This window comes from Sphaerochaeta associata (assembly GCF_022869165.1).
GTDB classification, from domain to species: Bacteria; Spirochaetota; Spirochaetia; order Sphaerochaetales; family Sphaerochaetaceae; genus Sphaerochaeta; species Sphaerochaeta associata.
The window spans coordinates 2,791,794-2,804,150 of sequence record NZ_CP094929.1 but is presented as its reverse complement, the minus strand read 5'-3'; the positions used below and the strand labels follow the sequence as shown (position 1 = coordinate 2,804,150).

Below are 12,357 nucleotides of genomic sequence, written 5' to 3'. Positions count from 1 at the left end.
TTGAGATTTGTTTTTGGTATGGATGGTAGACTTTATTGAAACGAGGGGTTTTTGAAAAAGTATAAAACTTCCAGAATAAACGTGATGACACTCTCAAGCCAACAAGTTTAACAACCTTGTTTGATGTATTCACGAATCACCGTTATTCCGTTTTATATAGGCGAGAACCGTATATGTAGCAGAATATACGGTTTCAAGAGGGTGGTCAGACGAGCAATAATTGTTCATTCTTACTGTTGATTGCTTTAGGTTAAAGCTTACATAATTCTTTCCTGGCTATGATTTATAAGGCAATGAGTTGCTTGAAACATAATATAATCCCTAGTCATAAAGCTTGGGAACCTGTTTTAGTTCAATCAGTGCCTCCATCAAGAAGAGGATTGCTGTCGCTTGCCCATACGGCATGGGTTTAAGTGGGATTTGTTTATAAAACTCTTTCGTTTCACGTCCCATAGGTGTTCCATACGATACTTGGAGTACTTCTCCATTATCAGTTATATTCTGAAGTATTGGTTTGATAGCCTTCATAGCAAATTCAGAGAACGATGGAGACAATACTCCTGTATGCACTCCTTTTAGGATTCCATACGCTATCCCGCACGTCGCACTTGATTCAATATATGAAGTTGGGTCATCCAATAAAGTATGCCACATTCCTGATGCATCTTGATGATCGACTAATGATTTTACTTGTTCGTTTAGTAACGTACATAGATATTTCTTTGTACTTGGCGGAAGTTCAATCATCTCCAACAGAATAGGTATGGAAATAGTAACCCAACAATTGCCGCGACCCCACAATGCATTTGCAAAATTGTGTTTTCCATTAAAAGTGAAACCGTGAAACCACAAACCGGTTTTCTTATCAACCAAGTACTTTGCATGTACAAGGAATTGGTAGATACCTTCTTGGATGTATGAGTCGTTCTTGATAATTCTTCCAATATTAACCAAAGCCAAGACAGTCATTAATAGAGTATCATCCCAGAGTTCTTGGTTGTTCAACGTATCTGAAGTGATATGTTGAAATCCGTCTTCATTTGTACGTGCCAATTGATTTGCAGCCCAATCAGCCCATTCAAGGCAAATTTCAAGATACTTTTCATCCCCCGTGTATTCTGCTACATATGATAAAGCAAGAATAGGTGCCATCGTATTGATGTTTTTATCGGGAAGCCCGATGGAGATTCTTTCATCATAATAAGATTTCAATAATTCCAAGCAATGTAAGTCTTTTGTCTGTTGAAAGAGGGACCAAAGAGCAAACAGCCCGACGCCTTGTGGCCATTCCCAAAATTGATAGAGAGAAATATCATCACCTGCTAAATTGTTGGTTTGCATATTGTGCAAGAATGTATCATCAGTCACATAGAGAACGGTTTTAAAATGATCCAGTAATTTTGTGATTTTTTGCTGTATTATACTTTTCTCATTCGTCATTCTTATAGCTCCTAAGACTTTTGGATTAAAATGTATAGTATACTTTTCAAAAGTGTTTTTTATGGATCCATTAATAATCCTTGGCTATTGGATTGCTGATGGAATTTTACTAAATCCAGTTTGCTGATTGTTTATTCCAGTTAATAAATTACATACTTGTAAAGTCTAGATAACCGCAAATAAACAGCATGAAGTTGTCATCTTGATTTGTTGTTTTGCCGCATCATACAAAGAACTACCGGATATCGTTCGATTTGTGTGAAGCGCAGTCAATTCTTCAGTATCTGATTGCATTTTTCTAAAGCAATAAGGATAGATTCAAATCAATTTTTGCTTCATTCCGACTAATATTCATATTTTTAGTTTCCGAGAACCTCCATTCTCCAAAAAGAAGAGTAATCAAAGAACAAGAGTCTTCAAGTTGAGAATAGTACGATACCGCTAATTTCTTAGTACTAAATCATCCTGTCCTTGCTGAACCTTGTTTGACATCAAACAAGGTTTCTTAGTCACAGAGATCTGACTTTAAAAATCCTCTTGAAAGGAGTTGTCATGACAGTGCAAAGGGTAAAACTCGATTCGCTTCTTGCTTCACTTCCGTAATTACCTTTCATGATGTATTTTGAAACTCCCATGGGGCCGAAGGAGAATGAGTCATTACCATTACGTACCTTGACATAACCTTGTCGAACCATGATTGCTCCACCAGGTTGGGAGATGCAGTAGAAAGCATCGTTCTCTACTTCGCAACCTTCAGGTATCACCCATTCCAACAACACGCTGACCTCATCTATACCTTTTGAAGTAAAAGAGATATCAAAACCGTTTTGTCTGTTGATCACTTCTATGTCAATATCAATGGTGTTCTTGATGATTTTATCCCGTTGCGAATTATCCACTTCGAAGAAATTGATGATTTCCCGATCGACTTTCTTCAATGGCAAGTAGTACCATCCATCAGCATGGAACGTGCTTTTGTATCCATCCTGAGTACGAGATAGCTCATTGAGCAGGATATGCCTCTTATCAAAATATCCGATTGAGCCTCTCAGGTAGAAACCAAAACTCCCGGTATTAAAGAAAAGAGCTTTTGGTGAATTCTCAACCAAGGAATAGGACATCTTCCCTTGTTTGAACCGAACCAGCCCTGATGATTTATAGTGTTTCTCATAGGAATCCAAAAATCCGGAATCAGTGAAAGTGTAATTATACATTTTCTCATCCAGCATGATGTAGTGTAGGCAATCAGGCGCTTTACGGAGATTCATTCTCTTATTGTCATCCAGAATTCGTTTGGCTGCTTTCCCGTATATCGGGTCTGTGTCACGAGCAGCTACATACAAAAATTGATAAAAATAGTCGCGGCCGTATGCTTTGGCGCCTTTATCCTGTCTTGTGGAATTCTCACTGAAGATCGATCCGTCATCTTCCATATACGTCAGCATCATTTTCAGATTCCGACGAACATAGTCCAGGAATTTTTCATCTCCCGTAGCCTGATATAGTGTAAGCATGGCAGCATTGTTGACAGCATTATAGGTGATGGCACTTCTCTCGGAATATTCACCAAACTCGTTGCAGTCTATACCTTCGGCAAGATATTCCTTCGCTTTATCCATATATTTAGGCATATCCAGCAGTTTTGAGCCATCGGCTAGAATTGATGCAATTGCCCATCGATGGTTTGGAGTATGGAATCCACCGTTGGAAATGCCTTCAAGTGCTTTTTCAATGATCTGACGAAGCATCACCAGTACCGACTCAGTATTCAAAGCAGGATATCCTTCCACAATACGATACAGTGGAAGCAAGCGCTTTACGCAAAAAGCTGTATCGGGAGCAGAATCGAAATTGCAGTTTTCCAAATCAAAGCAACCGCTCTCTCTCTGCTTGCTCATGATGTATCTCAATGCGAGATATATTCGCTCAAGAAGTTCCTGGTTTTCAAAGTAACTGCTTGTTGGATTAACATAACAACACAACGCTGGTGTCATTCTGTAAATGGTGGATTTTGCTTGAGGATAGTTTTTTTCATACATACCGATTCCACCGAAATTCCTGTCATTGACATTTACAGTCTGGTATTTCAGAAAGTACTGGATCCTCTGTTCCGCCCCTTCAATGAGATATTGATGATACCGTTCCATAATCGCTTACCTCGTTTTTTGGAGTATTTCTAATTCTTTTAGTTTGATGTTTTCGCATAAGGAATGAAATCGCTACAAGAACTGCCAATAAAAGCAATCCATTGGCAAGAAAAATTAGTTTTTTTGAGATGTAGGTAGTAAGGATGCCTCCAATCCAGCTTCCAATGACTCGAGAGCCGATTCCTACAAGAAAAGCATAGAAAGTCTGTCCGGATGCCTTGATTTCCTTGGGAACGCTTTGGTTGATGTAGACCGCCATACAGAACATGAAGACTATGGAGTTCATTCCATGCAGAAGCTGAACAAAGAACTGCATTTCAGGCGTCGAAACCAAGGCAGTGAGTATCCATCGGACAGCCCCGATGAAACAGGCGCAAAGCATGAGTGAGCGGATACCAAACTTTCTGACCAAGCTGTCAGAGAATATGAGAAATGGGATTTCCGCGAAAGCTGAAAATGAAGTGATGATTCCGAGCATCTGTAAGCTTCCACCCAAATCATTGGTGAAATAGATCGAATAAAACGAATGGAAAAATCCTGATGTAGACTGGAACAGGAGTCCGATTCCGGTCAGCAATAATAGTTCTTTCTGTTTGAACAGTGACGTGAAATTGACAGGAGAGTTTTTCTTATAATGACCTTCAACATTCGGAAGAATCAGGAGCAATACTGCAGCTGAAGCGGAAGGGACGGCAAAGAGCCAGAAGATATTCTCTAATCGTTTTGCTGCTATGATTCCGGCAATTATTGACATCATCGCATAGCCTACCGTACCGCTCATTCTTACAAGCCCGTATTTGGCTTTGACTGTATCCAGGTATTCTAATGCAATGGTATCGGTGATTCCATGCGTTGAGCTTCGGAAAATGTTATATAAGACTATCAGGCCAATTAACAGTGCAATTGATGAATTGGGTATATGCGGGATCAAGAAGAAAAATAGGCTTGCCCCCAAGAGCATGATCATCAGTACTGAATTCTTCGACTTAGAAATATCGGTGATTATTCCCCACAATGGTTGGACGAACATTGCCATCATTGGTGCAATGGCCAAAATTGCCCCAATGGATGCTTCCTGCAATCCTATTGATTTCAAGTATAAAGGCAAGTATGTTCCGCCGGGGACATCCCCCATATAGATAAAGAAGTATAGTATGATAAAGAGAGTATAGTTTTGTCTTGCTCGTATATCTTTAATGCCCATCACTGACCTCCACAACATTTTCTTTACTCATTGACCTCTACGATTTGAGACAGTCCAATATCGCAGCATGACGAACATATCCAGTCGATATTGATCCAGTGGTCTGAAAACACAGTTCTTTCATTATCTTCAGCATAAACGCGGGGAAGTTATCGTCGGATCGGATATTGATGGTATCCGATCCTCCTTCGCTCGACGCTAATCTTCAAGTCATAGTGTTTACAGCCCACTGGTGTTAGAATTATGAGAAGATAATTCTCTTAGTTGTTTGCTGTGTACCAAGCTTGGACAGCGTCCAATACTTCTTTTCCACCAGTCTTGAGATACTCGGCGACAAACGTGTCAAAATAAGCAAGAGGTTTGGACCCTGTAATGATTTGGATGTACGTCTGTTCTCTGAATGTCTGGAGTTGAGCATTGTATCTGTTCATTGCCTCAAGAGAGATTGGGAATACTGAGTAGATGCCATTCTGGTCAAATCCCATCTTTGTACCCCATTCAGCCTGACGACTCTTCGGAAGTGATCCGCTTGTCCACCAGAACACGTTGCCGTTCTCAAAGCGGAAACCTTCTCTATCCTTGTATTCACCCAATTTCAGGATGGTTTCACGATCTTTTTCCAACCATCTCCAGGACTCACCTTCAATTCCGTATCGAGCAACGGCCCATGCATCCTTGTCAGGGTTGCTGTCGCTCATGTAGTCAAGAATTTGCAGGATCTTGTCCATTTTTTCTTCAGGAACGTCGGCTCCGATGCCATAGAAACGTGACAGCATGTGATATCCACGGATTCCACCCTGCTTTCCGTCTTTATTCTTCAGGGGTTGGCCGAAAGCAACTTTTGCATCGGGATTGATTGCAAGGAGTTCCTTGGCAACTGCACCAACCTGGTTGGGAATTGCCTGACCATTGTCATATTCGTTGTAATCACCAGGGAAGAGCCAATGGTAATAGTTGCCTCTGACGGTCATACCGACGCGGCCGTTGATGAAACTGTGGCTGATTGCCCAATATCCACCAGTGTTCTCACCAGTGATGAATTCCGGATCTAGGACGCCATCCTTATACCATTTGTGAGCATACGCCAGAGCTTCCTTCATCTCGGGTTCGATAGGCAGGTAGGCAATTTTGCCGTTCTTGATGCTGAAGTAGTCCTGAAGAGGTACCATACCGTACATTCCCCATAGCAAGTTCAGACCATCCATCGACAAGCCATAGGTGTCCTTCTTTCCATTTCCATCGGGATCGCCATGGGCGAAAGCATAGATGACCTTCTCAAACTCATCGATGTTGGTAGGAACTTCCAGACCAAGCTTGTCCAGCCAGTTCTTGTTGTAGGTGATGGGCAGTCGGTACACGTTGCCAGTGGAAACTGAAGCAAGTCCGTAAATCTTTCCATCAATCTGACCCAATGCAAATTCATTCGAGAAATCCTTCTGATAGGCAGCATAGGTGTTTGGCATGAACTTCTTGATTTTCTCAAGTGGAATGGGAGCAAGAAGATCTTGTTCAACATACTTTGAAAGATCGACAGGATTCATGACCATGAACATATCAGGGATTTCGCCTGCTGCTAGCCTAATGTTCAATAATTCCGTGTACTGCTGGTAATCAATGTTCCATACATCAAAATCCACGTTGAACATTTCTTCATAGTACTTGACCATGGGTGCATCGGCATTTGTTGGAGCCATCTGATAAGCCGTCCAAGTGATGTTCATCTTCTTGTCGGTTGCTTTTTCCGATGTACCGGCAGCAAACAGGATGGAAACACTTAGGAGAACCATTAAGAAACTCATTCCTTTTTTCATACTCTTACCTCGCTTTTGAAAATACATTTAATAAACGTCTAAAGGACGTTAAAAAGATACAATAAGCTATATACTTGCCTAGGATTTTTTAAAGCAAGCCATAAAGACTTACAAGCTCAGTTTTTCCTCCTTTGGTGGTTGCAATGTGTATTTATCGGTGGGATTATCCTTTCAATGAACCCACAAGAATGCCCTTTACAAAGTATTTCTGCAGAAATGGATATGCCACTAAAATCGGCGCTGTTGCAACAATGACAGTGGCGGCCTTGATCGTCTCAGAGTTCACATTGGCCGTATCCATGCCCATGGCTCCTCCTTGGAGTTCCATCAGTTGAAGGCTTCCTTCCAGGACAATCCTCCTTAGAATGGTTTGAAGCACTTGCTTGTTTCCATCACTGATGTAGATGAGTGAATCAAACCATGCGTTCCAATGAGTCACGGCAGTCCAAAGCACAACAGTCGCAATGATTGGAAATGAGAGTGGAATGATGATTCTGTACAAAATCAGAAGGTCATTCGCCCCATCGATCTTTGCAGATTCCTCGAGGCTGTCAGGAATGCTCATGAAATAGTTTCTGATGATGATCATGTTGAAAGTGTTCAGCAGAATCGGCAGGATCAACGCCCATCGGCTGTTATACAGGCCGAGAGATCGTACCAGGATGTAATCGGGGATCATTCCACCGGAAAAAAACATGGTGAAGACAATGAAGGACGTCCAGAGTGTCCTGTTCGGTAGGTATCTTTTTGAAAGGGGATACGCTACATGGATGCTCATGATCAACGACAGGAACGTCCCAATGATGGTTCTAAAAAACGTATTCGCAAACCCGATCCATATATTCTTGTTTGCGAATACTTTGGCATAGTTGTCCAAAGTTGTTTCTGACGGCCACATATAAAATCTGGATGTAGGAACGCTTGCAGCAGCAAATGATTTTGCAAAAAGATTCCAAAAGGGAAAAATCATAGTGAGGCAGAGCACAATCATGGTTACATAGTTGACAGTCAGGAATATCTTTTCACCAGTAGATCTACGAATTTTCATTGTGACCCCCTCCCTTACCAAATTCCATAATCATTGATTTTTTTCGCAACTGCATTAGTAAGTATCACCAGCGAAAAAGATATGACGTTGGTTACGAGGCTGACAGCGGTCGACAGGCTGTATTGCATATCCCTCAGTCCCATTCGATAGGTATACGTACCCAGAACATCTCCGACCTCATAGACGGCAGCATTGTAGAGGTTGAAGACTTGATCAAAATTATCGCCGAACAACTTGCCCATCTGGAAGATCAACATGACTGTTACAATGCCTGCGATTGATGGCAACGTAACATGAATGATTTCTTGGAATTTATTGACACCATCTAGGCGGGCAGCTTCATACAGCTGTGTATCGACGTTGGATAAGGCGGCCAGATATACAATGGAGTTCCAACCTATCGATTTCCATAGGTTTGTCAGAACTAGAGTACCTCTGAAATACTTGGGATCACCCAGGAAGTAAAAAGGGCCTATTCCAAAGAAACCAAGTAGTTGGTTGAGCGCACCGGTGGATGGTGAAAGCAGTTGCATGAACATTCCTGCTAAAATGACCCATGATAGGAAATGAGGAAGATAACTTATCGTCTGTACAATCTTCTTGAATCTTATATGAATGATTTCATTAAGTAGAAGGGCGAAGATGATGGGAGCAGGAAAACAAAAAACCAGTTGATAGAAGTTTATAATCAAGGTATTTAAAAAAGCTTTTCTAAAACCAGACAATGAAAAGAGATAAATAAAATGCTTCAGCCCCACCCAAGCACTGCCGAAAATTCCTTTGCGAAAACTGAAATCCTTGAATGCTAGTGATAACCCATAGATAGGAAAGTATTTAAATATGATATACCAAACTATACCAGGAAATAGCAGGAGAAATAAGTATTTATTTTTCCAGTAGTTCCGTAGTAGATGCTTATTGATAATGGGAATTTTCATGTTTCTTGTTTTATTAATAATTTCCATTCCTACCTCCAAGCCTGAGAAATCAAACATCCAGATCTCAGTTAATATGACAAATTTGTTCGAGCACAATATTACATCAGCGATGTTCTGATTCCTTGCAAAGCGCACCAAATGGAAAACTTCAGCAGAAAATCTATTACTTAGTCTTACATACAATAATGCATCCAGCTATGCAAAAATTGTTATGTTTGTACGCAATTCGTCGCATTTGTTGCTAACTTTTGCGAATTTTTGGGCATAAACCAGGCTTTCACTTGTTAAGTTTCATACTTCATAGCATGAGAGCTATCCCAATTTTACGATTGATATATTAGGTTTTTGAATCGGTTGGATTTATCGATAGTTAACAAATCTGAACAGTGGTTAATCCTGCGCCCTTCGCCAATATAATCATTAAATTCACAGCATCTGAATCCATATCGTTTCAGTATTGGCTCTTTCTTTGTACCATTGGGAGTTTCTTCCGAATAGTGGAGTGATTTGCAAATGTGAGATAAGAGACGGATAGAATTTTCCCAAAGGGATGTAAAAGTCAAGGATATGATTGCTTGGGAAAACTTCACTCAACTCTCATAATACTATCCCTACAACCCTTATTCTCGATATAGAGCAGGAGTCCTGCTCTTTGGTGGCAGGACCATCAGTGATTGCGATGATGCAGGTTTTGGGCCAAGAGACAGCATCTGCTGAGCTGTGAATGGTTTTTACGTATCGCACCTTGGCTGTAGGAAGTGGTTCCGAAAGGTAGTGCTTGCCGAAGGAAACGTACTTCTTTATGAACCTGAAGCTTTGTCTCAGGTTTTTGTATTGGAAGAATGTGCATTGATCCTGAGTTTTGCTTTCTCTCTTTCGCTGTGAACGATGTCTCTTGAGGTTGCACACTGCGCATAGTAGTCAACTTCGCTCATACGCCTCTTCGATTTTCGTAAGTTGGTTAAAGGTTGCAGCCACTGCAATGCGCTTGGGAAAGCCTATGGAGAGGATTGCCCAATTTTTCTTGCTGTTTGTATTCCGGTAATGGAACGCTACCTTGCCTTGGTGATACGGTGACTGAGACCACTCTCCGGTAAGCAGGAAGTGCCATGTCCCGGATGTCTGGTTCTTCATCTGATTAAACAGTGTCTTGTCCTCATCTTTATACGTTGCGATGGTCATATACACCTCTTACGTTTGAACTATTTGGCTTGCTACCGTAGCAATGTCATCCTTGACACGGGCAATGAAGGGCCCTTTCTCCCCTGTATCCTCATGCATATAGAGCTTTCGGTTGATCTCAATCATAATCGAAAGCACGCGTGCTTCTTGAGTGTAGTAGGGCAGCGGTACGATCGTTCCTGCAAACGGATGATTGATAGCTACTGAATACCCCAGCTTCAGAAAAGCTTTTGTTACTGAATCAAGCAACCATTTCGGAGTATGAAAGGCATCGGTTCCAAGGCAGATGTCCGGTCTGTCCATACCCTGGTTGAGTTCATACGGCAATGGCCTGCTTGCAAAACTATGGCAGTCGATGATCAGGGCTTGCCCAGCCTCGTTGAGCAATTCAGCAACTGCTTCAGTAAATCGGCGGTGATGGGGGTGGTAATAGGCATCCAAGAGCTTGGTGCGTTCACACGCATCCGGCTGGATACGCAGGAGTGTTCTCTGTGATGTCGCGGTATAGATGACACCCATGCCAATGGCGGCCATCAGTTCCATTGCATCATCCTCAAACCGCTCGGGATCAACAACCAGCCGGCTGACTGGATAGATGATTGAATGGCTGGTGATTGTCGGCAGGCCGAACAAAATGTCAGTGTACCGGTCCGTCATTCTCAACAATTCACGTTCCAGTTCAGCATCGGATATACAAAGCTTATCTCGAACAGCTTTCGGAATATTGAGCGAACTGTGCGGAATGTGCAGGAGGATGGGGGTTTTCATTCCTCTTCCCTATGCATGGCAATCTGGCTTGCAATGTAATCGCGGATGATCGGATGAGCTTGCTTTGCATACTCAACATCCACATCACCATCATACGAGTAAACCAAGCCTGAAAGCACAAAATTGATGTAGGTGTGATAGCCTTCATCAGGCAACCCAATCTCCTTGAAATCACCTTCTATTGCTTCGATGTCATGATGATCCAGGTGGTAGCCCCATTGAGGATTATCGGTTTTGCAAGCCTCTTCGAGTACTCTGGCATCGATGAGGAACACATCATCATATCGAGTACCCGACTCTGAACCTTCTGCATAGTAGTTGACTTCTTCACAATCCCAAGTAGAACTCCAGATGGCAAGAATTGGGGTTCCTTCTGGGAATTCCGACAGGTCGGTATTCAGATATTCCGCATTCAGATTTCCAAGTGCTGCACCTGTCTTAAGATAGCGGATCTTTGATAGCTTTGTAGTGAGGGATATCTGTGAATCAACTTCCATTTTTTTAAACAAATTACGCAAGAAGGTCACTACCAATTTGGAGGTGCTCTCATCGACAGGCTTGTCCAAGAAATACCTTCGGTCATCAAGGGCTTCAGTATGCATCCAGTTCTTCTCCTTCATCAGGTATGCCCAAGGGCGTTATAGACTTGGTATTGGCCCATCCCCAGATGTTTGAAACTAATTCAAAAGCTTTCCACGGGCGGGCAAGATTTCTCTCACTGATGATGCGTTGCAAAGGCTGGCTGATGAAGATTTCGGGTTCTTTGGGAAGCTTCAAGCCAGGATAGGCCCTTTGCAGGAGCTCTGCATACAATGAATAGGCTTCCTTCGAATTGGTATGGAGGCCTGCCTCTGCAGTTCTGCTGTTCCAGAACAGGGAGCCTCTCATGGCATCTGGTGCGGTAATGAAGAGCTCTGCATTGGGAAGATCGATCATGCTTTCATCGAATTGCGATAATGCGTACTGTTCAATCGAACAGATGGCTTTGCCTTCCCAAACTCCTTGCAACCTTCCTATGGAAAAGTTCGGTATCGCACACGACTGCCAGATGAAACCGATTTCCAAACCTGCATGCATCTTGATCGGGCTGCCCATGAGCAAGTCCAGCAGAAGGAATGTCGGGTAGTGTTTGCTCTGGATTTCTTTCAGGCTCTGATTCGGTGCTATCGTGTTACAAAAGTAATGAAAATCGGAAACAGGAAACAAGAAGGCCTTGATGGTTCTGCTGTACTGAAGGCAGGTTCCGTTTGAGAACAGCGGATTGAAGCAGCAAATATCCTTTCTCTGTGCACGATCCTGTAAATCCCTGATATAGGGCGAGTAATAGAGATGCTGTTTGCCTGTCAGGAGATCCTGGATTTTCCAAAAATCATGGGCGATCTCTTCCTTGACTTGGTAGTAGCACCAAAACCAAGGGTTTTCAATCCAGTGCTGAAGGACATACATCGCATCGCCAGTCAAAGCAGATCGACGCTGGTCGATCAATTGCTGGATATGCTCTGGGTTTTGGAATAGCTCGGAGACAATGAAAGCCGAAGCATTGTTGCCCGCCAGTGAGCGTAGTCCTTTGACTTCGGTGGCCAATGCAAATATTTCATCGATTACACTGCGTACATGCGTCGCAGCCATGCCCCACTCGATGGCAAAGCGTTCAACTTCCTGATAGCTCTTATCAAAGGCGATGCAGCGTTCTTTGGTTGTCTGATAATCCATGGAGCAATTGTAACCGGATGGGAAGCTGGAAGAAAGAAAATATCTATCGTAATAAGATGGATTTCTGACGGAATACCATCAAAAAGGACAGTTCACCGTGGTACCT

General features: G+C 42.4%; 10 protein-coding genes. All 10 read right to left on the bottom strand.

All coding sequences use genetic code 11. The annotated features are described in order from the left end of the window. Positions 1 to 321: 321 nt before the first annotated feature. Positions 322 to 1,440, bottom strand: a complete 1,119-nt coding sequence (gene bglB, locus MUG09_RS12980) for a beta-galactosidase BglB (RefSeq protein ID WP_244771860.1) — start codon at positions 1,438 to 1,440, stop codon at positions 322 to 324. A 509-nt stretch (positions 1,441 to 1,949) separates the two neighbouring features. Then, the gene (locus tag MUG09_RS12975; protein ID WP_244771859.1) at positions 1,950 to 3,587 is read right to left on the bottom strand and encodes a hypothetical protein; all 1,638 of its coding nucleotides are present in this window, start codon (positions 3,585 to 3,587) and stop codon (positions 1,950 to 1,952) included. After that, entirely contained in the window at positions 3,559 to 4,791 is a 1,233-nt protein-coding gene (locus MUG09_RS12970; protein ID WP_244771858.1) for an MFS transporter, read from the bottom strand. Before MUG09_RS12970 ends, MUG09_RS12975 begins: the two co-directional genes overlap by 29 nt. Positions 4,792 to 5,051: 260 nt before the next feature. Beyond that, positions 5,052 to 6,602: an extracellular solute-binding protein gene (locus MUG09_RS12965; RefSeq protein ID WP_244771857.1), complete on the bottom strand. Its 1,551-nt coding sequence runs from the start codon at positions 6,600 to 6,602 to the stop codon at positions 5,052 to 5,054. 163 nt (positions 6,603 to 6,765) lie between these two features. Next, a complete protein-coding gene (locus MUG09_RS12960; RefSeq protein ID WP_244771856.1) occupies positions 6,766 to 7,650 on the bottom strand; it encodes a carbohydrate ABC transporter permease in 885 nt (294 codons plus the stop codon). A 14-nt stretch (positions 7,651 to 7,664) separates the two neighbouring features. After that, on the bottom strand, positions 7,665 to 8,615 hold the full coding sequence (locus MUG09_RS12955) for an ABC transporter permease (protein ID WP_244771855.1): 951 nt from the start codon (positions 8,613 to 8,615) through the stop codon (positions 7,665 to 7,667). An 894-nt stretch (positions 8,616 to 9,509) separates the two neighbouring features. Next, entirely contained in the window at positions 9,510 to 9,770 is a 261-nt protein-coding gene (locus MUG09_RS12950; RefSeq protein WP_244771854.1) for a hypothetical protein, read from the bottom strand. 9 nt (positions 9,771 to 9,779) lie between these two features. Continuing rightward, positions 9,780 to 10,538 (bottom strand): N-formylglutamate amidohydrolase, encoded by a 759-nt coding sequence (locus tag MUG09_RS12945; protein ID WP_244771853.1) that lies wholly within the window; start codon positions 10,536 to 10,538, stop codon positions 9,780 to 9,782. Next, positions 10,535 to 11,140 (bottom strand): hypothetical protein, encoded by a 606-nt coding sequence (locus tag MUG09_RS12940; protein WP_244771852.1) that lies wholly within the window; start codon positions 11,138 to 11,140, stop codon positions 10,535 to 10,537. Before MUG09_RS12940 ends, MUG09_RS12945 begins: the two co-directional genes overlap by 4 nt. Continuing rightward, the gene (locus MUG09_RS12935) at positions 11,130 to 12,251 is read right to left on the bottom strand and encodes a hypothetical protein (RefSeq protein WP_244771851.1); all 1,122 of its coding nucleotides are present in this window, start codon (positions 12,249 to 12,251) and stop codon (positions 11,130 to 11,132) included. The genes MUG09_RS12940 and MUG09_RS12935 overlap by 11 nt, the downstream gene beginning before the upstream one ends. Positions 12,252 to 12,357 lie beyond the last annotated feature (106 nt).

Excerpts from the sequence above, each read along its gene's own strand:
- MUG09_RS12935 (WP_244771851.1), bottom strand. The coding sequence starts at position 12,251 with ATGGATTATCAGACAACCAAAGAACGCTGCATCGCCTTTGATAAGAGC.
- MUG09_RS12955 (WP_244771855.1), bottom strand. The coding sequence starts at position 8,615 with ATGGAAATTATTAATAAAACAAGAAACATGAAAATTCCCATTATCAAT.
- MUG09_RS12960 (WP_244771856.1), bottom strand. The coding sequence starts at position 7,650 with ATGAAAATTCGTAGATCTACTGGTGAAAAGATATTCCTGACTGTCAAC.
- bglB (WP_244771860.1), bottom strand. The coding sequence starts at position 1,440 with ATGACGAATGAGAAAAGTATAATACAGCAAAAAATCACAAAATTACTG.
- MUG09_RS12970 (WP_244771858.1), bottom strand. The coding sequence starts at position 4,791 with ATGGGCATTAAAGATATACGAGCAAGACAAAACTATACTCTCTTTATC.
- MUG09_RS12945 (WP_244771853.1), bottom strand. The coding sequence starts at position 10,538 with ATGAAAACCCCCATCCTCCTGCACATTCCGCACAGTTCGCTCAATATT.
- MUG09_RS12965 (WP_244771857.1), bottom strand. The coding sequence starts at position 6,602 with ATGAAAAAAGGAATGAGTTTCTTAATGGTTCTCCTAAGTGTTTCCATC.
- MUG09_RS12975 (WP_244771859.1), bottom strand. The coding sequence starts at position 3,587 with ATGGAACGGTATCATCAATATCTCATTGAAGGGGCGGAACAGAGGATC.
- MUG09_RS12940 (WP_244771852.1), bottom strand. The coding sequence starts at position 11,140 with ATGCATACTGAAGCCCTTGATGACCGAAGGTATTTCTTGGACAAGCCT.
- MUG09_RS12950 (WP_244771854.1), bottom strand. The coding sequence starts at position 9,770 with ATGACCATCGCAACGTATAAAGATGAGGACAAGACACTGTTTAATCAG.